At 63.5% G+C, this 23,346-nt stretch carries 20 protein-coding genes; 6 read left to right on the top strand and 14 right to left on the bottom strand.

Going from position 1 to position 23,346, the window contains the following annotated elements:
• The first annotated feature begins 87 nt into the window (after window positions 1-87).
• Window positions 88-459, top strand: coding sequence for a tRNA-binding protein (locus FB597_RS02125; protein ID WP_141913184.1), 372 nt, complete (start codon window positions 88-90; stop codon window positions 457-459).
• Window positions 460-1,195: 736 nt separating this feature from the next.
• Here FB597_RS02125 and FB597_RS02120 read toward each other — a convergent pair.
• From FB597_RS02120 to lptF, 3 genes are read right to left on the bottom strand one after another with little or no spacing between them, the layout of a single operon-like run.
• Window positions 1,196-1,582: a sirohydrochlorin chelatase gene (locus FB597_RS02120; RefSeq protein ID WP_144767883.1), complete on the bottom strand. Its 387-nt coding sequence runs from the start codon at window positions 1,580-1,582 to the stop codon at window positions 1,196-1,198.
• 4 nt (window positions 1,583-1,586) lie between these two features.
• Window positions 1,587-2,720 carry an LPS export ABC transporter permease LptG gene (lptG, locus tag FB597_RS02115; protein ID WP_141913182.1) on the bottom strand — a complete coding sequence of 378 codons (1,134 nt, stop codon included), beginning with the start codon at window positions 2,718-2,720 and terminating at the stop codon, window positions 1,587-1,589.
• A gap of 1 nt (window position 2,721) precedes the next feature.
• Window positions 2,722-3,852 carry an LPS export ABC transporter permease LptF gene (gene lptF / locus FB597_RS02110; protein ID WP_141913181.1) on the bottom strand — a complete coding sequence of 377 codons (1,131 nt, stop codon included), beginning with the start codon at window positions 3,850-3,852 and terminating at the stop codon, window positions 2,722-2,724.
• 129 nt (window positions 3,853-3,981) lie between these two features.
• On the opposite strand from lptF, the gene FB597_RS02105 reads away from it, so the two are divergent.
• The 3 genes from FB597_RS02105 (at window position 3,982) to xth (ending at window position 7,605) form a co-directional block, all read left to right on the top strand.
• Window positions 3,982-5,502: a leucyl aminopeptidase gene (locus FB597_RS02105; protein WP_141913180.1), complete on the top strand. Its 1,521-nt coding sequence runs from the start codon at window positions 3,982-3,984 to the stop codon at window positions 5,500-5,502.
• Between the two features lie 496 nt (window positions 5,503-5,998).
• Window positions 5,999-6,760: a MipA/OmpV family protein gene (locus FB597_RS02100; RefSeq protein ID WP_144767881.1), complete on the top strand. Its 762-nt coding sequence runs from the start codon at window positions 5,999-6,001 to the stop codon at window positions 6,758-6,760.
• Window positions 6,761-6,837: 77 nt separating this feature from the next.
• Window positions 6,838-7,605, top strand: coding sequence for an exodeoxyribonuclease III (xth, locus tag FB597_RS02095; protein WP_144767879.1), 768 nt, complete (start codon window positions 6,838-6,840; stop codon window positions 7,603-7,605).
• Window positions 7,606-7,653: 48 nt separating this feature from the next.
• Here xth and FB597_RS02090 read toward each other — a convergent pair whose 3' ends face one another.
• The 7 genes from FB597_RS02090 to prpB form a co-directional block, all read right to left on the bottom strand.
• Window positions 7,654-7,923 carry a hypothetical protein gene (locus FB597_RS02090; RefSeq protein ID WP_144767877.1) on the bottom strand — a complete coding sequence of 90 codons (270 nt, stop codon included), beginning with the start codon at window positions 7,921-7,923 and terminating at the stop codon, window positions 7,654-7,656.
• Window positions 7,920-8,426, bottom strand: coding sequence for an arsinothricin resistance N-acetyltransferase ArsN1 family B (locus tag FB597_RS02085; RefSeq protein ID WP_144767875.1), 507 nt, complete (start codon window positions 8,424-8,426; stop codon window positions 7,920-7,922). The genes FB597_RS02090 and FB597_RS02085 overlap by 4 nt, the downstream gene beginning before the upstream one ends.
• Window positions 8,427-8,511: 85 nt before the next feature.
• On the bottom strand, window positions 8,512-9,537 hold the full coding sequence (locus FB597_RS02080) for a porin (RefSeq protein WP_255517075.1): 1,026 nt from the start codon (window positions 9,535-9,537) through the stop codon (window positions 8,512-8,514).
• Window positions 9,538-9,743: 206 nt separating this feature from the next.
• A complete protein-coding gene (locus FB597_RS02075) occupies window positions 9,744-11,630 on the bottom strand; it encodes a propionate--CoA ligase (protein ID WP_144767871.1) in 1,887 nt (628 codons plus the stop codon).
• 290 nt (window positions 11,631-11,920) lie between these two features.
• Window positions 11,921-12,349 carry a hypothetical protein gene (locus FB597_RS02070; protein WP_141913173.1) on the bottom strand — a complete coding sequence of 143 codons (429 nt, stop codon included), beginning with the start codon at window positions 12,347-12,349 and terminating at the stop codon, window positions 11,921-11,923.
• 177 nt (window positions 12,350-12,526) lie between these two features.
• Window positions 12,527-13,693: a 2-methylcitrate synthase gene (gene prpC, locus FB597_RS02065; RefSeq protein WP_144767869.1), complete on the bottom strand. Its 1,167-nt coding sequence runs from the start codon at window positions 13,691-13,693 to the stop codon at window positions 12,527-12,529.
• An 86-nt stretch (window positions 13,694-13,779) separates the two neighbouring features.
• Window positions 13,780-14,670 carry a methylisocitrate lyase gene (gene prpB, locus FB597_RS02060; protein WP_141913171.1) on the bottom strand — a complete coding sequence of 297 codons (891 nt, stop codon included), beginning with the start codon at window positions 14,668-14,670 and terminating at the stop codon, window positions 13,780-13,782.
• Between the two features lie 313 nt (window positions 14,671-14,983).
• On the opposite strand from prpB, the gene prpR reads away from it, so the two are divergent.
• The gene (gene prpR, locus FB597_RS02055; protein ID WP_144767867.1) at window positions 14,984-16,642 is read left to right on the top strand and encodes a propionate catabolism operon regulatory protein PrpR; all 1,659 of its coding nucleotides are present in this window, start codon (window positions 14,984-14,986) and stop codon (window positions 16,640-16,642) included.
• Window positions 16,643-16,932: 290 nt separating this feature from the next.
• Window positions 16,933-18,216 (top strand): MFS transporter, encoded by a 1,284-nt coding sequence (locus FB597_RS02050; protein ID WP_144767865.1) that lies wholly within the window; start codon window positions 16,933-16,935, stop codon window positions 18,214-18,216.
• Between the two features lie 174 nt (window positions 18,217-18,390).
• Here FB597_RS02050 and ntrC read toward each other — a convergent pair whose 3' ends face one another.
• From ntrC to glnA, 4 genes are all read right to left on the bottom strand, one after another.
• The gene (ntrC, locus tag FB597_RS02045; protein WP_144767863.1) at window positions 18,391-19,881 is read right to left on the bottom strand and encodes a nitrogen regulation protein NR(I); all 1,491 of its coding nucleotides are present in this window, start codon (window positions 19,879-19,881) and stop codon (window positions 18,391-18,393) included.
• A gap of 132 nt (window positions 19,882-20,013) precedes the next feature.
• Window positions 20,014-21,087: a nitrogen regulation protein NR(II) gene (glnL, locus tag FB597_RS02040; RefSeq protein ID WP_144767861.1), complete on the bottom strand. Its 1,074-nt coding sequence runs from the start codon at window positions 21,085-21,087 to the stop codon at window positions 20,014-20,016.
• 164 nt (window positions 21,088-21,251) lie between these two features.
• Window positions 21,252-21,686, bottom strand: coding sequence for a DUF4124 domain-containing protein (locus tag FB597_RS02035; RefSeq protein WP_144767859.1), 435 nt, complete (start codon window positions 21,684-21,686; stop codon window positions 21,252-21,254).
• Between the two features lie 112 nt (window positions 21,687-21,798).
• Entirely contained in the window at window positions 21,799-23,214 is a 1,416-nt protein-coding gene (gene glnA / locus FB597_RS02030; protein ID WP_141913165.1) for a type I glutamate--ammonia ligase, read from the bottom strand.
• Window positions 23,215-23,346 lie beyond the last annotated feature (132 nt).

The raw sequence follows: 23,346 nt of genomic DNA, 5'->3' as shown, positions 1-23,346 counted from the left end.
TCCCCCACTTCCTCCACCTCCCCCGCACTTGCCCGGCCGGCGGCAATGATTGCTATCATCGCGGCTTCACTGTCTTGAGGCCTCGCCATGCACCTGCTGCACGACACCAACGCCCCCGCCGCCGATCCCATCGATTTCGATGCCTTTCTCAAGGTCGACATCCGCATCGGCACCATCGTCTCGGCCGAAGCCTTTCCCGAAGCGCGCAAGCCTGCCTACAAACTGAAGATCGATTTCGGCTCGGGCATTGGCGTGCGCCAGAGCAGCGCGCAGATCACGGCGCATTATCGGCTGGAAGACTTGGTGGGGCGCCAGGTGGCGGCGGTGGTGAACTTCCCGCCGCGCCAGATCGGCAAGTTCATGTCGGAAGTGTTGACGCTGGGGTTTCCCGATGATGCCGGTGAAGTTGTGCTGTTCAGGCCTGATCAGGTTGTGCCTGACGGTGCTCGGCTGTTCTAAGTAAGAATCTATTTTTGGAGTAGTCTGGTCTTGCTGTTTTTTTGGGTAGTCTGCTCTTGCTTCATGCAGATGTACTGGCTTAATGCTTATCTTTCTCCGGTCGGAAGTGAGCGCCGGGGGCGGCCCGGCAGCCGCTCACTTTTCTTGTCTCGCCAAGAAAAGTAAGCAAAAGAAGGCGACGCAACTACCCAGCCCCTTCGGGGTCCCCGACGGATCGAACAAAAAAATGGGAAAAGCAGAGTCGCTTCGCTCCGACTGCTTTTCTGATCCATTTTTTTGCCCGATCCGCCGGCTGGTTAGATGCGAACGTCTTGTCCGGCTCGCCTTCGGCATCGCCAAGCTTGCGACTGACTTGGTTCAGAAAATGGAGCCAACGCGCAACTCCCCTCCCAAGCCCGATGCCGAAGGCGAGGCGGTCAGGTTTGCCTCCCCTTGTGGGCCAGCCGTTGGAGTATCATGAAAAATGGATCAGCAAGGCAGTCGGAGCGCAGCGACTCTGCCTCGCCCATTTTTCATGACACTCCAACGGGTACCCCGAAGGGGCTGGCACTTAGGGGTCGCCTTTCTTTGCTTACTTTCTTTGGCGAAGCAAAGAAAGTGAGCGGCTGCCGGGCCGCACCCGGCGCTCCGCTTAGACCGGAGAAAGATAAGCATTAAGCCAGTACATCTGCACGAAACAAGAGCAGACTACCTAAAAAAACATCAAGCCAATACACCGACAAACGGCGAGACCAGACTACCCAACAACAACAGCCCTAACACAATAAGCAGAAATAGCCCGCAACACAGCATCATCCTCACCAGCAGCCGGTACATCATCGATCTGCACTTGCGGATAAGCCTGCCGCAGTTGCGCCAGCAATTGCGGCAAGTCCCGCCGCACATGCCCCCCCTGCCCCAAAAAGACCGGCACGACGGTAATACGCTGCGCGCCGCCAGCCACGGCCTGCGCGGCGGCGGCAGGCAAATCCGGCTGCATCAGTTCCAGAAACGCCAGCTGCACATCCACGTCAGGCGCGGCGGCCTGCACCAGCGCGCGCAAACGTTCGAACGGCGCCGCCCAGGCCGGGTCGCGCGCGCCGTGGGCAAACAGGATCAGGCTTTGGGCAATGGAGGCAGGCATGATGTCAGGTACGTTCGACCCACCACAACGCGCCGATGGCCAGCGCCATGAACAGCAGGCTGGGCAGCGCCGCCGTCACGAAGGCCGGCCAGGTGTTGAGCAGGCCGAGGTGCGAGAACAGGCTGTTAATGAGCTGGAAGCACACGCCGATCATGATCCCGGTGAAGATCTTCAGGCTCACGCCGCCGGCGCGGAAATGCAGGTAGGCGAACGGCAGCGCCAGCGCCATCATCACGAAGATGGACAAGGGATAGACGATCTTCTTCCAGAAGGCAATTTCGTAACGGTCGGTGCGCTGGTTGTTGGCTTCCAGGTGCCTGGTGTAAGCGAGCAGGTCGTAGGCCGACATGTGATCCGGATCGGCAAACAGCACCGACAGGATTTCCGGCGTCACCTCCGACACCAACCGCATGCTGTCCAGCCTGGTGGTCTTGATCGGCTCGGTGATCTTGCGGTCCTTGTTGCCGTCGGCGAAATCCGATTGCAGCACGCCGGAGAGTTTCCAGACATGGTCGCCCTGATAGTCGCCGGAGGTTGCCGTGATCATGCGCGCCATGTGGAAATCCGTATCCAGCTCGTACAGCTTGACGCCTTCGATGCGGCCGTCCGGCTGGATCGACTGGATGTTGATGAAGCGGCTGCCGGTGACATTGCCGTCCAGGCCGTTGTCCTTGATCACATCCTTGGCCCACATGCCGGAACGGAACTGCGACGACAGCGAAGCCCCCTGGGCCTGCAGCTTGAGTTTCTCCCCCCATTCGGAAGCCTTGGGGGCGATGATTTCACCGAACACGATGGTCAGCACCACGAAGCCGATGCCGATGCGCGCCAGTACGCGCGCGGCCATGCCGGTGGACATACTGGACACGCGCATGATGGTGAACTCGGAACGCGCCGCCAGTTGCGACAGCGTGTAGATGGTGCCGATCAGCACCGCCGTGGGCATCAGTTCATACACGTTGCCCGGCAGCCCCATGACTACATAGAGCACCGCCTGCTGCAGCTGGTAGCCGTTGCGGCCGACCTGCTCCAGCTGGCCCATCATCTCGAAGAAGGCGAACAGCGCCAGGAAGGCCGCCAGGGCGAACAGCACCGAGCGGGTGATTTCTGTTCTGAAATAACGTTGGATGACGCGCATGTCAGGCCTCGCGCTTGAAGATCAGGGCACGGCGCATGGCCGACCAGATGACCGCCGGATGGCAGCGGCTGTTGATATTGAGCCGCAGCGCGAACATGCCCACGATCAGCAGCGCCACTATCGCATGCACCGGCCACCAGCCCAGCATGAAGGACATGCGCCCCTGCGCCACCGAGGCCTGGAAGACGCTGACCGTATTGCTGTAGACCACGAACAGCAGCAACGCCACCAGCAGGCCCAGCGAACGGCCCGCGCGCGGGTTGACGAAGGACAACGGAATCGCCAGCAGCATCAGGGACAGCCCCATCAGCGGCAGCGCGATGCGCCACAGCAATTCGCCGCGCGCGAAACCGTCGTTCTTGACCAGCAGCTCGTTCATCTGCATCGCCCGCGCCGAGCGGTCGCCGGCGGCGGCCTGCGACTGGTTGCCGATCAGCAGGCCGTAACGCTCGAAATCGACGATCTGGAAATCCGGCAGGCCGGGGGCCCCGTCATAGCGGCGGCCCTTGCTCATGACCACGAACTTCTCGCCGTCCTTGTCGACCACGGTCTCGCCTTCCTTGGCCACCACCACGCTGTTCTTGCCGTCGGCGCCGATGGTGTTGACGAACACATTGCGCACCTTGGAAGCGTCGCCGGAAATGCCTTCGACGAAGAAGATGCGGTTGGCGCTGGCCGACTCCTGGAACTTGCCGGGCGAAACCCGCGCGATATCCTCGCGCTTTTCAAAGCGTTCGCGGTATTCGCTGCTCTGCTGGTTGGCCCAGGGAGTGACGACGAAGGAAAGCACCGCCACCAGCAACACGATGGGCCAGCCGAACAGCAGCACCGGCTTGACCCAGCGCGTCAGGGAAAGCCCGGAGGAGAACCAGACCACGATTTCGGAATCCTGGTAGCTGCGGGTCATCACCAGCAACACTGAAATGAAACCGGTCAGCACCAGGATCACCGGCATGTAGTTGAGCGACTGGAAACCGATCAGGGCGATCACGTCCTGCGACGCGACCTGGCCGCCAGCGGCCTGGCCGAGGATCTTGATCAGCATCACGGTGAGCGTAATGGTGAAGAGCGTGGTGAAGACGGCGCCTGCGGTGCTCGTCAATTCGCGTCGAAGTGCGCGCTGGAAAATCATGCGAAGCCGGGAACTTGTGTAATGGGTGGGCGTAAGGGTCCTGTCCGGCCCGGCAAGCAACGCATCGGCACGCACGTGGCGGCGAAATGGGCTCTATAATCGCCGGGTAAATCAAACAAAGGACGAACGATGGACTTTAGCACAAAAACATTGGACGCAAAAAACGCTGTAACCGCTGTCAAGACTGGCGCATTGGTGGTCGGCATCCATGAAAACCGCAAGCTGACCAAGGCCGCCGCCGCGCTGGACAAGCTGGGCGCCATCAGCGCCGCGCTGAAGTCCGGCGACATCTCCGGCAAACCCGGCTCGACCCTGCTGCTGCGCGGCGTCACCGGCATCGCCGCCGAACGCATCGTGCTGCTGGGCCTGGGCGCCGAAGAAGAGATTTCCGACAAGAGCTTCGCCGCCGCCGCCCAGGCGCTGGTGCGCACCCTGGCCACGCTGGGCTGCGACAACGCGGCGCTGGCGCTGCCGTTTGCCGGCGTCAAGGGCCGCGACCTGGCCTGGGCCGTGCGCAACGTGGTGCTGGCCGGGCGCGATTCGGTCTACCGTTCCGACACCCTCAAGAGCAAGAAGGACCCCGCCCCCACCGGCGTGAAGAAAATTGCCTTCCTGACATCGGCGGCCGAGGCGCCGGCGGCCAAGGCCGCCGTGGCCGAAGCCGTGGCGCTGGCCAACGGCATGGCGCTGACCAAGGAACTGGGCAACCTGCCCGGCAACGTCTGCACCCCGACCTATCTGGCCAACACCGCCAAGAAACTGGCCAAGGAATTCAAGCTGGGCGTGGAAGTGCTGGACCGCAAGCAGCTCGAAGCGCTGAAGATGGGCAGCTTCCTGTCGGTCACCAACGGCAGCGACCAGCCGCCCAAGTTCATCGTCCTGAAGCACATGGGCGGCAAAGCCAAGGATGCGCCGATCGTGCTGGTCGGCAAGGGCATCACCTTCGACACCGGCGGCATTTCGTTGAAGCCCGGCCTGAACATGGATGAAATGAAGTACGACATGTGCGGCGCCGCCTCCGTGCTGGGCACCTTCCGCGCCATCGCCGAACTGGGCCTGAAACTGAACGTGGTCGGCGTCATCCCGACCTGCGAGAACATGCCTTCCGGCCGCGCCACCAAGCCGGGCGACATCGTCACCTCGATGTCGGGCCAGACCATCGAAGTGCTCAATACCGATGCCGAAGGCCGCCTGATCCTGTGCGACGCGCTGACCTACGTCGAACGCTTCAAGCCGGCCGCCGTGATCGACATCGCCACCCTGACCGGCGCCTGCATCGTGGCCCTGGGCCACCACAACTCCGGCTTGTTCACGCGCGAAGACGAGGCCCACGACCAACTGGCCAACGACCTGCTGGCGGCCGGCCGCGCCACCGGCGACACCGCCTGGCGCATGCCGGTGCAGGACGCCTACCAGGAGCAGTTGAAGTCCAACTTCGCCGACATCGCCAACATCGGCGGCCAGCCCGGCGGCAGCGTCACCGCCGCCTGCTTCCTGGAGCGCTTCACCCGCAAGTACACCTGGGCCCACCTGGATATCGCCGGCACCGCATGGAAGAGCGGCGCCGCCAAGGGCGCCAGCGGCCGGCCGGTGCCGCTGCTGACCACGTACCTGCTGAACCAGGCGCGCGGCAAGTCGTCGCGCGCCTGATGCACGGCGGCGCGCCTCGCATGCGCAATGTCCCGCACCTTGCATGCGATGGCGCCGCCTGAGAAACGGCAGCGTCAACGGCAGCACCGCAAGCCACCGCATCGCCAGTAATGCCGTTCAGTTAAACGCTGAACGGCATTTGTGTTTGTGGAGGCTTGTGGAGGTTTGTGGAGTCCAGACGCCGTTCGTCCTGAGTAGCTGCGCAGCAGCGTATCGAAGGGCAGGCAAGACCGCTAACAATGATACGCTGACACGCTGGCTTCGATACGGCCCTGGCGAGCCTACTCAGCCCGAACGGGCCAGGTGATGAGTGCTTCAGAATTAGCCTTCACTGAACGGCATTACCGCACCGCCGGTGGTTTTTTTCTTGCCTTTCCGGCGGCGCCGGCGCTACTGCCACCGGAATCCCCTGCCAACCCGGCGGGTTCGATCCGGATACAATGGCGCGCTATACAGCCATGTTCCAGACTCATGCAGTCCTTCAACCGGAAATAAAATGAAGACGTCTATCGTGTTCACCCTGTCCTTGTTGTGCGCCGCACCCGCCATGGCGCAACAAGCCGCCCCCGACAGCATCGGCAGCGCCGCGCTGCCGGATCGCATCGTCGGCGACCTGGGCGCCGGCGTCTATCACCTCGAACGCAATGTGCTGGACAAGAGCGCCCACAACACCCTGCTGCCTTATGCCTATTTCGATTACGGGCGCTTCTTCGCCCGTCTCGATACGTTCGGCATCAAGACCGCCAGGATCGGCGCCGGCTACCTGGAGCTGGCCGCACGCGTCAGCTTCGATGGCTTCGATGCCGAACGCGGCTTGCAGCATCGTTCCAATCCGATCCCCCTGGGCATCGGCACCTTCCAGGAGACGCCTTACGGCGCGTTCTTCCTGAATGCCTTCTACGACTTCAACCAATCGCACGGCACCCTGGCCGAAGCGATCTATGCGGCCCAGGTCGATGTCGGGCCGGTCAGCATCTATCCCCAGGTCGGCGTGGAGCGCCGCAGCGCCAACTACAACAATTACTTCCTGGGCGTGAGCGCGGCCGAATCGGCCGCCAGCGGCTATCGTCAATACCATGCCGGCGCTTCCAACAACGCCATTGTCGGCCTGAGCGCCGATATTCCCGTCAATGCCGACTGGCGGCTCAACGTCACCTGGCGCCGCAAATGGCTTGGCAGCGGCGCCGCCGACAGCCCGATCCTCAATCACAAGATCGAAGACATGGGACTGGTCGCGCTGAACTACCACTTCAAGTAAGCGCGGGCGAATACGGTAAGATGGCGGACTTCGCCCGCACGGGCGGAACTGTCCGTTCATCACCTGCCATCCCTACCATGAAAATCGCCACCTGGAACGTCAACTCCCTCAAGGTCCGCCTGCCGCAAGTGCTCAAATGGCTGGAAGAAAACCCGGTCGATGTGCTGTGCCTGCAGGAAACCAAGCTGACGGACGACAAGTTCCCCGCGGCGGAGATCGCGGCGGCCGGTTACATGGTCGAATTCAGCGGACAGAAAACCTATAACGGCGTGGCCATCCTGTCGCGCCATCCGATGAACGACATCGTCAAGAACAACCCGCTGTTCCCGGATGAGCAGCAGCGCATCATCGCCGCCACCATCGAAGGCGTGCGCTATGTGTGCGCCTACATCCCCAACGGCCAGTCGCTGGAGTCGGAAAAGTATCCGTACAAGCTAAGCTGGCTGGCGGCGCTGCAAGAGTGGCTGCAGCAGGAGCTGGCAACGCACCCGCGCCTGGCGCTGCTGGGCGACTACAACATCGCGCCGGAAGACCGCGACGTGCACGATCCGGTGGCCTGGCAAGGGCAGGTGCTGGTGTCGGAACCGGAGCGCGAAGCCTTCCGCAAGCTGCAGGCGATGGGCCTGACAGATGCGTTCCGGTTGTTCGAGCAACCTGAAAAAATATACAGCTGGTGGGATTATCGCCAGATGGGTTTCCGCCTCAATCGCGGCTTGCGCATCGACCATATCCTGCTCACGCAGGCATTGAAAGAACGCTGCACCGCCTGCGTGGTCGACAAGGTTCCGCGCAAATGGGAACAGCCGTCCGACCATGCGCCGGTCGTCGCCACGCTGGCGGACTGAGCCTTGAGAACCCGTTTCACAATGAAACGGGTTCTTAAAAACAGGTTCTTAAGAAGCGTCTTCTTTCTTGTTGCGCATGTTTTTCTCGAACTGCACGTCCAGCTTGCTGACCCGCCTGGGCGTCTGCGGCCCATAGGCGTTGACGAAGGCGACAAAGTCATCCAGCTCCAGCGCCTCGCTCAATTTCTCCATCGGCTTGCCCGCCACGCGCTGGATCAATTGGAAACGTTCGTCCGAGGTGCGCAGCATCGAATACTGCTTGGTCTCGGCACGCCTGTTGAGGCGTTCGATGGCGCTGGCCGCGCGGGTCGATCTCATTGTCCCTGCTCCTCCAGGTTGAGCTGCCAGTAAGCGACATCCAGCCAGCGGTCGAATTTGCGGCCGACCTGGCTGAAATGCGCGCATTTGACGAAGCCCATGCGCTCATGCAAGGCCACGCTGGCGGCGTTGGGCTGGGTAATGCCGCCGATCACCAGGTGTACGCCCTGCGCTTTCAACATCTCGAACAGGCGCGCATACAGGCGCTTGCCGGCGCCGCGCCCGGCCGCATCCCGATGCAGGTAGACCGAGGCTTCGACGGAATGGCGATAGGCCGCGCGCGGCTTCCACTTGCTGGCATAGGCATAGCCCAGCACGACGCCGTCCTCCTCGTACACCAGCCAGGGGAACTGCGCCTGCACCTCGGCCATGCGCGCCTGCATGGTCTCCACGCCGACCGACTCGGTCTCGAAGCTGATGGTGGTGTGTTCCACGTAGTAGTTGTAGATATCGCAGATGGCTGCGGCATCGGAGGCCAGGGCGTGGCGGATGGGATCGGGCATGATGGTCGGGCGAGCGTGGCGGCAAAGCAGGTAGTTTAACCAAAAGCCGCCGCCTGCGCCTGCCGCGCGAGCTGCCCGGCGGCAATCAGAAACGATGCAGCATGCCGATATTGAGGCCGGCCTGCTTGCCGTTCTCGGCATACAGCCGGGGCGAATTTCCGATCCCGATCGCATCGCCGCTGGGGATCCAGGCATAGGCCGCCGTCGCATACAGTTCGGTACGCGCGGACATCGTGTGCGTCAGGCGCATGGCCAGCAGGTTGGGATCGCCGCTGCGGCCCCTGGCCGCATTCCTCACATCGACGTGGTAATAACCGAACGACAAGGTATTGCGCCCATCCAACGGCAGCGCCAGCCCCAGCCAGACAAAGTCGCTGCGCCGGTCGGGACGATCGCCGATGCCATGCTTGACGTGGCGGCGATAACCCGCATAGGTCTTCACCTTGCCAACCGGGAGCACGCCGGACAGCGACACGTTTCCGGCGCGGCTGTAGCCCTGCTCCAGGGTATCGCTGTTTTCCCGGTCGTAGGTCAGCGTCCAGCCGAAGCCATCGTTGCGGTAATCCAGCGCCGCCGCGTATTTGGCCCTGGCGGAAGCCTGTCCGGCCACCTCGCCCAGGCCATAGCTGGCGCCGAACTTGTAGCGGCCGGCGTTCCCCTCGTACTTGACCAGATTGGATATGCGCCCCAACGTACCGTCGCGCCGGCCGCCGCGCAGATGGGTGCTTACGCCCGACCACGAGTAATTGTTGGCGAGCGCGTCGTTGAGCATGAAGTCGCCGGTGGTGCTGTCGCTGCGCCCCACCAGCAGGCGCCCGTATGCGCCCTGGATACCGACATTGGCCTGGCGGTTAAAAATCGAATGCGGATCCGCCATGCCTCCGGTATCGGGACGAAAACCGCTTTCCAGCTGCACGAAGGCCTTGTTGCCGCCGCCCAGGTCTTCCTCGGCGCGCAGGCCGATGCGCGAAGTGGAAGTGCCGCTCGGGGACATGCGCAAGATGGCGCCGCCGTCCGGCCCCGCATTGTTGATGTATTCGACGCCGAGGTCGATCCGGCCGTACAGCATCACGCCCTGGGGGCTGGCTGCGGCCGCGGGCGCAGCCGGCATTGACAAGAAAACGGCACATGGCAGGGCCAGCCCGGAAAAGAAAACATTTCGCATCGGATTCGTCCATTGATTAAGGAAACGTCCGGCGCTGCAAACGCAGGGCCGGACGCGAATCGATGCTAGGAAGGCTATATGACCACCCGGTTACCGCCCGGGCCGTCAACGGCAATCTTTATATAACTCTCAAATCTTTTTCAAAGCCTGTACTACCCGCGCCACACCTGCTTCACCTGCTCCAGGGCGGCGGGATCTTCAATGGTCGGCAGGTCGCCCGGATCGCGTCCTTCGCAGATGGCCTGGATGGCCCGGCGCAGCAGCTTGCCCGAGCGCGTCTTGGGCAGCAGGCCGACGAACAGCACGCGGGAAGGCCGCCCGACGGCGCCGATCTGCTTGTCCACCACGCCCATGATCTCGCTCTCCAACGCCAGCTTCTGCTGCGGCGTGGCGGCGGCATCGGCATTCTTGAGGATGACGAAGGCGTAGGCCGCCTGCCCCTTGAGTTTGTCTTCCACGCCGACCACCGCCACTTCCGAGACATTCGGATGGCTGGAAATGCTCTCCTCGATTTCGCGCGTGCCCAAGCGGTGGCCGGCTACGTTGATGACGTCGTCGGTGCGACCGAGGATGAAGTAGTAGCCGTCCGCATCGCGGATACCCCAGTCGAACGTGGAGTAGGTCTCGCGCGCGAAGTTGCGCCAGTAGGTATTGACGAAGCGCTGGTCGTCGCCGTACACGGTTTGCATGCAGCCCGGCGGCAAGGGGCCGTCGATCACCACCACGCCCTTTTCGTTGGCGCCGCATGCCTGGCCGGTGGCCTCGTTGATGATGGCCATCTTGTAGCCGGGCATCGGCACGCCCGGGCTGCCCAGGCGCGTGGGCTTGTCGTCCACGCCGCGGGCGATGGAGATGATCGGCCAGCCGCTCTCGGTCTGCCAATAATTGTCGATTACCGGCACGCCCAGCTCGCCGGCGATCCAACTGGAAGTGGTTTCGTCCAGCGGCTCGCCGGCCAGGTACAGCGCCTTGAGCGAGGAAGTGTCGTGCTTCTTCATGCATTCCGGCGGCTGCTTTTTCAGCACGCGGATGGCGGTCGGCGCCGAGAACATGCGCGTGACCTTGTATTTTTCGACGATGCTCCACCAGATGCCGGCATCGGGCCGGATCGGCAAGCCTTCATAGAGCACCGTCGCCATGCCCTGGATCAGCGGGCCGTAGACGATGTAGGAATGCCCGACCACCCAGCCGATGTCGGAGGTGCAGAAGTAAGTCTCGCCGGGATTGCCGCAGAAGATATGCTGCATCGACGACGCCAGCGCCACCGCATAACCGCCGACATCGCGCTGCACGCCCTTGGGCTTGCCGGTGGTGCCCGAGGTGTAGAGGATGTAGCTGGTCTCGTTCGATTCCAGCCAGGTCACCGGCACCTGCGTTCCCAGATATCGCTCGCGCAGCGGCGCGTAATCGACGTCGCGCTCAAGCGTGCGCGGCATTTCCGCCAGGCCGCGGTCGGCCAGCAACACGTGCGCCGGCTTGTGCGCCGCCATCCGGATGGCCTCGTCGAGCAGGCCTTTGTACGGGATCACCTTGCCGCCGCGCGAACCGGCATCGGCCGAGACGATCAGGCGCGGCCTGGCATCGTCGATGCGCGAAGCCAGGCTGTTGGAGGCGAAACCGCCGAACACCACCGAATGCACGGCGCCGATGCGCGCGCAAGCCAGCATGGCGAACGCCGCTTCGGCAATCATCGGCATGTAGATCAGCACCCGGTCGCCGCGCGCCACGCCCAGCGACTGCATGGCGGCGGCCATGGCCATGACCTCCTGCTGCAGTTCTGCGTAGGTATAGGTGCGCTCGCTGCCGGTCTCGCTGGAAATGGCGATCAGCGCGGGCTGCTGCGCCCGCTGCGGGAGATGGCGGTCGACCGCGTTGTAGCAGAGATTGGTCCGCCCGCCAATGAACCAGCGCGCGAACGGCGGCTGCGAATAATCCAGCGTCTGGGAAAACGGTTGCTCCCAGTGGATGCGTTCGGCCTCCCTGGCCCAGAAGAGCTCAGGCTGCTCGATGGACTGCCGATAGAATTCCTCGTATTGCATGACGTCTCCTCATGTCTTCGAATTGGAATCTGGAATCTGTTATGTGCCCGCTGTTGTTGGTTGGTGTTGCGGGTATCGCGACGATGGCCTCAGTGTGGCATCCCAAACTTACTTGCTGCTGAATTGCGTGCGTCCGAACCGGACAGCGTCTCGCGCGGCGCCCGCATCCGATACCCGCAAACAGGCATCGGGGGCATCAGGCATCGGGCATGGCGATCGGGCGGCGAACGCCGCCCGGGAAGGAAAGGCGCGCATCCGTTACCCGCCGAATGCGCCAACCGGAGCCGGACTTACCTGGCCTTGCAGTCGTTGGCCAGCTGCTGCCCGATTTTTGAATTGAGCAACATCGACTTGGACGGAATCTGGATCCACACCAGCCCTTCGCTCTTGTTCTCCAGGCGTACGGCGCCGGTCGACGTGCCGACCGGGTTCATCAGGTACGAATTGCCCTTCCACACCAGCGTGACGCCGTCGGTGACGCGGCCGTCCATGCGCAGCTCCACCTTGTTGCCCAGCTCGCAGTTGAAGTTGCCGGTGACCAGTTGCGTGGCCCAGGTGGGCTGGCTGGCGGCCGGCGCCTTGATGATCTGGGGCAGCACCGGCTTGGTGTCGGTGACCGGCATTTTCTCCGAAGCGCAGGAGGCCAGCACGGCGACGACGGCAAATACGGAGCAAGACTTGAAGACGAAGGAGAGGCGCGAAGCGTTCAATACGGTCATCGGGATATCCAGGAGTGATGTCGGATCCGGATTCCGCAATGCAGCGAACCGGATCGGGAATGGCAAAACTGATCCGCCCGCATCTTAGCAATTAATTGCAATTCGCTCGACTTCTTCGCATGCTTGTTACAAATATCCACATCGGCCGACGACGCATGGGCCGCCGGCCGGCGCTCCTCATTTGCGCTTGGAGATGGGCACGAACTTCAGGTCTTCCGGGCCGACATAGTTGGCCGACGGGCGGATGATCTTGTTGTCGACGCGCTGTTCGACGATGTGCGCGGCCCAGCCCGAGGTGCGCGCAATCACGAACAGCGGGGTGAACATCGCGGTCGGCACGCCCATCATGTGGTAGGAAACGGCCGAGAACCAGTCCAGGTTGGGGAACATCTTCTTGATGTCCCACATCACCGTTTCCAGGCGTTCGGCGATATCGAACATCTTGGTCGAACCGGCGTCCTTGGACAGCTTGCGCGCCACTTCCTTGATCACCTTGTTGCGCGGGTCGGAAATGGTGTAGACCGGATGGCCGAAGCCGATCACCACTTCCTTGTTCTCGACGCGGCGGCGGATGTCGGCTTCGGCCTCGTCCGGATTGTCGTAGCGCTTCTGGATCTCGAACGCCACCTCGTTGGCGCCGCCATGCTTGGGGCCGCGCAGCGCGCCGATGGCGCCGGTGATGGCCGAGTACATGTCGGAACCGGTGCCGGCGATGACGCGGCCGGTGAAGGTGGAGGCGTTGAATTCATGCTCGGCGTACAGGATCAGCGAGGTGTGCATCGCCTTTTCCCATTGCGCGGACGGCTTCTCGCCGTGCAGCAGGTGCAGGAAGTGGGCGCCGATCGACTCGTCGTCGGTCTCGACTTCGATGCGCTTGCCGTTGTAGCTGTAGTGGTACCAGTACAGCAGCATGGAACCCAGCGACGCCATCAGGCGGTCGGCGATGTCGCGCGCGCCCGGGATATTGTGGTCGTCCTTCTCCGGCAGCACACAGCCCAGCGCGGAGACGCCGGTGCGCATCACGTCCATCGGGTGCGAGGCGGCCGGCAGCCATTCCAGCGCCGCCTTCACATTGGCCGGCAGGCCGCGCAGCGCCTTCAACTTGGCCTTGTAGGCGCGCAGTTCGGCCGCGGTGGGCAACTTGCCGTGCACCAGCAGGTGGGCGATCTCTTCGAATTCGCAGCTGTCGGCCACGTCCAGGATGTCGTAGCCGCGGTAATGCAGGTCGTTGCCGGTCTTGCCGACGGTGCACAGCGCGGTGTTGCCGGCCGTCACGCCGGACAGCGCCACGGATTTCTTGGGCTTGAAGCCGCCTGCTGCCGGGGTTGTCTGCTGCTCGCTCATCGTGTTCTCCTCAGGGGTATCGGTTATGTATTGCTTATGCGTTGATGGCGCCCGGCTCGCCGCGCGCCATGTGATGACGTTTTCTCTTATTTGTTCTTCTGCTGCGCGAACAGCGCATCGAGCTTCTGCTCGTAGGTGTGGTAGTCGATGCGGTCGTACAGCTCCATGCGCGTTTGCATGGTGTCGACCACGTTCTTCTGCGTGCCGTCGCGGCGAATCGCGTTGTAGACGTTCTCGGCCGCCTTGTTCATGGCGCGGAAAGCCGACAGCGGATACAGCACCAGGCCGACGTCGGCACCCTTGAGTTCATCCACGGTAAACAGCGGGGTCGAGCCGAACTCGGTGATGTTAGCCAGGATCGGCACCTTTACCGCATTGGCGAATTTCTTGTACATCGCCAGGTCGGTGATGGCTTCCGGGAAGATCATGTCGGCGCCGGCTTCGACGCAGGCCACCGCGCGCTCGATGGCCGCCTCCAGGCCTTCGACGGCCAGGGCATCGGTGCGCGCCATGATCACGAAATCATCGTCGGTACGGGCATCGACGGCGGCCTTGATGCGATCCACCATTTCCTGCTTGCTGACGATCTCCTTGCCGGGGCGGTGGCCGCAGCGCTTGGCGCCGACCTGGTCTTCGATGTGGATGGCGGCGGCGCCGAACTTGATCATCGACTTGACGGTGCGCGCGACGTTGAAGGCCGAGGCGCCAAAGCCGGTATCGACATCCACCAGCAGCGGCAGGTCGCACACGTCGGTGATGCGGCGCACGTCGGTCAGCACATCGTCGAGGTTGGAGATACCCAGGTCGGGCAAGCCCAGCGAGCCGGCCGCCACGCCGCCGCCGGACAGGTAGATCGCGCGAAAGCCGGCGCGCTTGGCCAGCAATGCGTGGTTGGCGTTGATCGCGCCGATGACCTGCAGCGGGGATTCTTCCTGGACGGCCTTGCGGAATGCTGCGCCTGCGGAGTGGAGAGCCATGGTGACACCTTCTGGATGGGTTGCTGGATACGCTGAAGCGGGCGCCAGGCAATGGCGGCGACGTTTCAGCGGACAAACTGGCAGACTGCATTGCAACGCCCGTGCCATCCCCCGGCCCGAAAAGCGAACCTTGCTGGCCGCCGCCTCCGCTCCGGACATAAAACACAGCAAAATCAATGACTTAGCCCACTCCTCGCCCTGCCCGCAACGCGACACAGGCGTGTTCCCCCGTGCCTCTGCCAGGCAGCAAAAGTGTTTCACATGTGTTACATTTTTGTTCCATGAGACACTAAATGAAACACACCTCCTTTCAATGAAACGCCCCGCCTATCGCGATGCCGACCGCCCGGCCGACAAACCGGTCATCTGGACGGTATCGGTTTCCCGCCTGTCCGAGCTCTTTCGCGACATCACGCTGGAGTTCGACGAGCTGGCCGACATCGAACCCATCCACCTCGGTTTCGACGAGGCGGTGCGCCACATCCGCGAACGGCTGGCGACCGAGCGCTGCGACGCGGTCATCTCGGCCGGCTCCAACGGCGCTTATCTCAAGAGCCGCCTGCCGGTGCCGGTGATCGTGGCCCGCGCCAGCGGCTTCGACGTGATGCAGGCGCTGGCCCGCGCGCGCAAGCTCACGCCGCGCATCGGCCTGATCACCTATCAGGAAACCATGCCGGCACTGGCCGAATTCCAGCAGATGTTCGGCCTGGACATCGTGCAGCGCACCTACGCCACCGAGGAAGATGCGCGCGCCCAGGTCAACGACCTCAAGGCCGCCGGCATCAAGGCCATCGTCGGCGCCGGCCTGATCACCGACCTGGCAGAAGAAGCCGGCCTGCAAGGCGTCTTCATCTATTCCTCGGCCTCGGTGCGCCAGGCGTTCGAAGACGCGCTGGAACTGGCGCGCCTGACCCAACTGGAATCCGGCCGCTGGCGCAGCCTGCCGGTGGCCGATACGCTGCGCGCGCGCCATCACATCAACGACCTGCGCGGCGAGTCGCCGGCGATGGAGGCGGTGCGCCAGTCGATCACGCTGTTCGCGCGCTCGCCAGCCACCGTGCTGATCCAGGGCGAGACCGGCACCGGCAAGGAACTGGCAGCGCAGGCGATCCACCGCGCCCATCCGCTGATGCAGGGCAAGGTACAGGCGGCGCATCCCTTCGTGGCGGTCAATTGCGGCGCGCTGGCCGAGTCGCTGCTGGAGTCCGAGCTGTTCGGCTACGAGGAAGGCGCCTTCACCGGCTCGCGCCGCGGCGGGCGCGCCGGCCTGTTCGAAGCGGCCAACCGCGGCACGCTGCTGCTCGACGAGATCGGCGAAATGCCGCTGCCCTTGCAGACGCGCTTGCTGCGCGTGCTGGAAGAACGCGAGGTGGTGCGGGTAGGCGGCACCCGCCCCATCCCGGTGGATGTGCGCATCATCAGCGCCACCCACTGCGACCTCGATGCGCGCGTGCGGGAAGGCCGTTTCCGCGCCGACCTGTATTACCGGCTGGGCGTGCTGCGCCTGCAACTGCCGCCGCTGCGCGAGCGCCGCGAAGACATCGCGGCGCTCGCCGAATGGCACCTCAAGCACGCGCTGGCGGCGCTGGATGTGCGCCCGCACGCCAACCTGCACGCCGAGATCGCGCATTGCGCGCCGCTGCTGGCCGCCTACGCATGGCCGGGCAATGTGCGCGAGCTGCGCAACATGATGGAAAGGCTGGCGCTGTTTCTCGCCGCCGAACCGCTGCAGGCATTGACCCCGGCGCTGATCCAGGCCGTCGCGCCTGAAATCGCCGCGGCCGGCATCCGGCAAGCGATGCCGGCATCGTCGTCATCGCCCGTGGCGTTGCAAGAACCGGCGCTGCCCGATATCCGTACCGTCCTGCAGCGCTGCGGCGGCAACCGGGCGGCGGCGGCGCGCCAACTCGGGATCAGCCGCACGACGTTGTGGCGCAAGTTGAAAGAGGCCGGCGAACCCGAGCTGCCATGACGACATGGCAACGGCGCCCCGCCGGCAAATTCATCAACCGGCTCGCCCTCGCCTTGCCGTAAATTATTTACGCCGCATGGAATTTCAAACACCTTCCCAGCGCCTGATAATCGGGAGAACTCGCTTCTTGACAGCGAGTTCTCCCGCCGCCTATGCTCGGCCGCTGTAGCGGCATATGCCATACCCGGAGCAAGCAGACACATACCCAAGCGGCCGCTGTTCGCCCATTCCGGTGAGGCCATCGAGCTCCGCGCTTTCATCCACAAGCGTCATTCAAAAAGGGAAAACCCATGACCAGCACAACCGTTTCGCCGACGGCCGAACATACGCATCCGCAGGCCAGGCGCGCCATCATTTCCTCGTCCATCGGCAATGCGCTCGAATGGTTCGATATCCTGATCTACGGCGCCTTCGCAGTCGTCATCGCCAAGCAGTTCTTCCCGACCGGGAACGACACCGTCTCGCTGCTGCTGACCTTCGGCACCTTCGGCGTCTCGTTCTTCATGCGTCCGCTGGGCGCGGTGGTGCTCGGCGCCTACTCCGACCGCGTCGGCCGCAAGTCGGCGCTGATGCTGTCGATCATGCTCATGACCATCGGCACCGCGCTGATCGCGTTCATGCCCAACTATGAAAGCATCGGCCTCCTGGCCCCGGCCGGCATCGCGCTGGGCAAGATGATCCAGGGCTTTTCCGCCGGCGGCGAATTCGGCAGCTCGACCGCCTTCCTGGTGGAACACGCGCCGCACCGCCGCGGCTTCTTCTCCAGCTGGCAAGTCGCCAGCCAGGGCGTGAGCCTGCTGCTGGCAGCCCTCTTCGGCGCCGTGCTCAACAACATGCTGACCGCCGACCAGCTGGCCTCGTGGGGCTGGCGCGTGCCGTTCGTGTTCGGCCTGCTGATCGCGCCGGCCGGCATCTACATCCGCCGCCACCTGGATGAGTCGCCCGAGTTCAAGGATTCCGACGAGAAGACCGACGCCCCGCTGCGCGACACCTTCTCCAGCCAGAAGCTGCGCCTGCTGATCGGTTCGGGCAGCGTGATCATGGCCACCGTCTCGGTCTACCTGTCGCTGTACATCCCGACTTACGCGGTCAAGCAGCTCGGCCTGCCGGCCTGGTCCTCGTTCGCCGCCATGTCGGTGGCCGGCATCATCATGGCGCTGGGTTCGCCGCTGGTAGGCGCCTGGTCCGACAAGATCGGCCGCACCCCGTTCATGATCGCCAGCAGCGCGCTGTACATCGTGCTGACCTATCCGATGTTCGTGTTCCTGACCAATTCGCCGGGCTTCCTGCAACTGCTGTTGCTGCAGACCGTGATCGGCGTGCTGATGACCATGTACTTCGCCGCGATGCCTGCCTTGCTGGCCGACATCTTCCCGGTCGCCACGCGCGGCACCGGCATGTCGCTGGCCTATAACATCGCCGTGACCATCTTCGGCGGCTTCGCCGGCCTGATCATCACCTGGCTGATCGACTTCACCGGCGACAAGCTGTCGGTGAGCTACTTCGTCATCTTCGGCGCCGTACTGAGCCTGTTGGCCAGCCTGTCGGCGCGCCTGGTGCTGCACCTGCGCTGACGGCTTCGCCGGGCCGGCCTGCGAATGGCTGGCCCGGCGCACCGATGGCGCCCCGGCAGCGCCAATGAAAATGGCCCGCATGCAACGATGCGGGCCATTTCTCTTTTTCTTTCCGTTCTGCTGTTTCCTCCCTCCCGGCAACGCCGCGCAGCAGCCCGCGCGTCGCCGTCCCCTTCAATCGTCTTCGGCGCCGCCGATGCCCAGCTCCTGGATCTTGCGGGTGATGGTATTGCGTCCGATCCCCAGGCGCACCGCCGCGTCGTTCTTGCGGCCATGCGTGTGCTTGAGCGCGATCTTGATCAGCGCCGCCTCGAACTGGCGGCCCAGGATGTCCATCACTTCCGGCTGTTCCTGCGCCAGCATGTGCGCGGCTTCGGCTTCCAGCAGGGAAATCCAGCTGGCGTGACTGGCTTCGGCAGGCGCTGGGTAGCCGCCCTCGCCGCCCGCCGGCTGCGACATGGCCGCCGAGGCCGGGGCCGAGACCGTCTGCGTCGGCTGCGGCGCATGCACGCGCTCTTCCACCAGATCCTGCGGCAGGTCCTTGATCTCCACCGTCTGGCCGGGCGCCATCACGGTGATCCAGTTGCACAGGTTTTCCAGCTGGCGTACATTGCCGGCGAACTCCAGTTGCGACAGGAACTGCATCGCCTGCGGCGACAGGCGCTTGGCCTCCACGCCCAGCTGGCGCGCGCTCTGCGAGAGGAAGTGGCGCGCCAGGATCGGGATGTCTTCGCTGCGCTCGCGCAGGCTGGGCAAGCGCAGGCGGATCACGTTCAGGCGATGGTACAAGTCTTCCCGGAACAGGCCTTCGCGCACGCGTTGTTCCAGGTTCTGGTGCGTGGCCGCGATCACCCGTACATTGGCCTTCAAGGACTGATGGCCGCCGACGCGGTAGAAGTGGCCGTCCGACAGCACGCGCAACAGGCGCGTCTGCAAATCCAGCGGCATGTCGCCGATTTCATCGAGGAACAGCGTGCCGCCCTCGGCCTGCTCGAAGCGGCCGCGGCGCATCGCTTGTGCGCCGGTAAAGGCGCCGCGCTCATGGCCGAACAGTTCGGATTCCAGCAGGTCCTTGGGGATCGCCGCGGTGTTCAAGGCGACGAAGGGCTGGCTGGCGCGCGGGCTGTGCTTGTGCAATGCGCGCGCCACCAGTTCCTTGCCGGAGCCGGATTCGCCGGTGATCAGTACCGTCACGTTCGATTGTGACAGGCGGCCGATGGCGCGGAACACGTCTTGCATGGCCGGCGCCTGGCCGAGGATTTCGGGGGTCTGCGCAGCCGACTGTTCGACATCGATTTCGCGCAGGCTTTCGTCGAGCGCGCGGCGGATCAGTTCGACCGCCTTGTCGACGTCGAAAGGCTTGGCCAGGTATTCGAAGGCGCCGCCCTGGAACGCCGAGACGGCCGAATCCAGGTCGGAGAATGCGGTGATGATGATGACGGGGATGCCGGGATGCTTGGCCTTGACGGTCTGCAGCAGCTCCAGCCCGGACGCGCCCGGCATGCGGATGTCGGAAACCAGGACCTGCGGCGTGCCGCTTTGCAGGGCTTGTATGGCGTCGCGCGCGCTGGAAAAGCTTTGCGTGGCGAGATTTTCTCGGGCCAGGGCCTTTTCGAGAACCCAGCGTATCGATTCGTCGTCGTCAACAATCCAGATTGGCTTCATAAATAACTGTTCCTGCGTTGGTCATGCTGTTAATGCTTCTGTAGTGCAGCGTGGCGGCACACCGCAACGACAGCCCCCGATGACGAAATGCTTCCATCACACTGGTTTGGCGCGCCGCCTGCGGCCATCGGCTCACGGCAGCGGTATTAGTATTCTGAAATCGGTGCATCCCGGCCGGCTCTCGCATTCGATCACGCCCATGTGCTGGTGAACGAAAGTCTGCGCCAGCGTCAATCCGAGCCCGCTGCCTCCCTCGCGTCCCGATACCAGCGGATAGAAAATCCTTTCCTGGATGTCGGGGGGGATGCCCGGGCCGTTGTCGATGATATGCAAGTCTAGTGCCAGCCGGTATCGCACCTTGGATAGCGTCACTTGCCGGCTCACGCGGGTGCGCAAAATCAGTTCGCCGTCGCCGGCGCGGATGCGTTCGGCCAGGGCTTGCGCCGCGTTGTGGACGATGTTGAGCAGCGCCTGGATAAGCTGCTCCTTGTCGCCGCGGAATTCGGGAATGGAAAGGTCGTAGTCGCGCTTGATGGTCAGGCCTTGCGGGAACTCGGCCACGATCAGGCTGCGCACCCGTTCGCACACTTCATGGATATTGACGTCGCCCACGATGTGCGGATGGCGGTGCGGCGCCAGCAGGCGGTCGACCAGCGTCTGCAGCCGGTCGGCTTCCTTGATGATGACCTGGGTGTATTCGCGCAATTCCTTCAGGTGGCGTTCGGGCAGCTCCAGCTCCAGCAATTGCGCCGCGCCGCGGATGCCGCCCAGCGGGTTCTTGATCTCGTGCGCCAGGTTGCGGATCAGTTCCTTGTTGGCCTGGCTCTGGTCGAACATGCGCTCTTCGCGGTCCAGCTTGAGTTGCTGCACGTTTTCGCGCAGCTCGAGCAGCACCGGCATGTCCGGGTTGTCCAGCGGCGTGACGATGGTGTGCACCTGCAAGGGCTCGCGGTTGGCGCGCTCCAGCACCAGGTCCAGGCGCTTGTCGGCGAACTGGTGTTCGATGGCCTGGGAGAACAGCGCCGACAGTTCCGTGCCGTTGAGGAAGAGCTCCGACAGCTTCTGCTGCGACAAGACCTTGAACGAGCTCTCCAGCAGGTTCTCGGCCGCGGCGTTGGCGTACACGATGCCGCCCCGGGCATCCAGAATGATCACCGCCGAAGCCAGCAGGTCGAGGCCGTCAAGCGAGGGAAAATTTGTCTTCATTCGGATAATCGTTGACCCTGAAATCGTTGGTGGCGCTGGCGGCCATTGCGCCAGCGCGCTTACTCATCGCAAAGGCGGGGGCCTTGCGCCCTGCATTTGCCACTCATGCCCTAGCAAGTTTCGAGCGAGCCCGCATGCCGCTGCCTGCCACCGCATTTCGCGCCTCAATCCCTGAGCGCCTGCTCAAGCGCGGCGACTGCCGCCGCGCTTTGCCCGATCGCCGCCTGCAAGGCGGCGCTGCGCGCCTGGTAGCGGGCGTAATTGCGCTCGTCGCCGCGTCGCTCGGGTTCACCGCCGTTATATTCGCGCCTGAGCGCATCGAGCCTGTTGCGCTCCGCGGCCAGACGTTCGCGCAGCGCGATGCGGGAGCGCTCTTCATCGGCCGGCGCCGCCGGCGGCAAATCCTTCCGCTCCGTGGCAATGCCATTGCCGCTGACCGCGCCCAGCGGCGCCAGCACGCTCTTGCGGCAATGCGCCGCGCGCGCGTCATCGCGGTATTCGACGCCGCCGCTGCCGACGCACACATAGATGTCGGCAGCTTGCCCGGCGGCACAAGCCAGCAGTGCCGCCGCCCATCCCAAACCATGCCTGCGCCTCATCGCGTCCTCCGGAAAACCTCCACCGCCTTATGACAAGGCGAGGGGTATTCCGGCTGCGCGCAAACAAAAAAGGGGAAGCAAGCTTCCCCTTTTTTTGAAGACCCGTCTTCGATTACAGCGAGTAGTACATATCGAATTCGATCGGGTGAGTGGTCATGCGGAAGCGTTGGACTTCCTGACCCTTCAGTTCCAGATAGGCATCGATCATGCTGTCGGTGAAGACGCCGCCGCGGGTCAGGAACTCGCGGTCCTTGTCCAGGTGGTCCAGCGCTTCTTCCAGCGAGGCGCAGACGGTCGGGATCAGCTTGTCTTCTTCCGGCGGCAGGTGGTACAGGTCCTTGGTCGCGGCTTCGCCCGGGTGGATCTTGTTCTGCACGCCGTCCAGGCCAGCCATCAGCAACGCGGCGAAGCACAGGTACGGATTGGCCAGCGGATCCGGGAAACGAGTCTCGATGCGGCGGCCCTTCGGGTTGGCCACGTGCGGGATACGGATCGATGCCGAACGGTTGCGGGCCGAGTAGGCCAGCTTGACCGGGGCTTCGAAGCCGGGAACCAGGCGCTTGTACGAGTTGGTGCCGGGGTTGGTGATCGCGTTGAGCGCCTTGGCGTGCTTGATGATGCCGCCGATGTAATACAGCGCGAATTCCGACAGGCCGGCGTAGCCGTCGCCTGCGAACAGGTTCTTGCCGTCCTTCCATACGGACTGGTGCACGTGCATGCCCGAACCGTTATCGCCGACCAGCGGCTTGGGCATGAAGGTTGCGGTCTTGCCGTAGGTATGGGCGACGTTCCAGATCACGTACTTCAGGGTCTGGGTCCAGTCGGCGCGCTCGACCAGGGTCGAGAACTTGGTGCCCAGCTCGTTCTGGCCGGCGCCGGCCACTTCGTGGTGGTGCACTTCGACGGGGATGCCCAGCGATTCCAGGATCAGGGACATTTCCGAACGCATGTCCTGGAAGCTGTCGACCGGCGGAACCGGGAAGTAGCCGCCCTTGACGGTCGGACGGTGGCCGGAGTTGCCGCCTTCGATCTTGGCGCCGGTGCTCCAGGAAGCTTCTTCGGAATCGATCTTGACGAAGGAACCGGACATGTCCGCGCCCCAGCGCACGCCGTCGAAGATGAAGAATTCGGGTTCCGGGCCGAAGTAGGCGGTGTCGCCCAGGCCGGAGGACTTCAGGTAGGCTTCAGCGCGCTTGGCGATGGAACGCGGGTCGCGGTCGTAGCCCTTGCCGTCGGACGGCTCGATCACGTCACACTGCATGAACAGCGTGGTTTCTTCCATGAACGGGTCGATGTTGGCGGTGTTCGGATCAGGGATCAACAGCATGTCGGAGGCTTCGATACCCTTCCAGCCTGCGATCGACGAACCGTCGAAAGCGTGACCGGATTCGAACTTGTCGATGTCGAAATGCGAAACAGGCACGGAAACGTGCTGTTCCTTGCCGCGGGTGTCCGCGAAACGGAAGTCAACAAATTTGACTTCGTTGTCCTTCACCATCTTCAAAACCTCTGCGGCCGTCCTTGCCATGCGAATCTCCTAAAACGAGGAAGTAGTATAAATTTGGGGGTTGAGCCGTTTTCTGCGACTGGATCTTTGCAATTGATACAACGGTCTTGCGCCGGAACTCAGACGCGGATGATAGCAGATTCCATGCCACCG

Origin of the sequence: Herbaspirillum sp. SJZ099, from assembly GCF_007828355.1 — a bacterium.
Taxonomy (GTDB): Bacteria; Pseudomonadota; Gammaproteobacteria; order Burkholderiales; family Burkholderiaceae_D; genus Herbaspirillum.
Note: the sequence above shows the minus strand (reverse complement) of the source record. Positions and strands in the feature narration are given on the sequence as shown.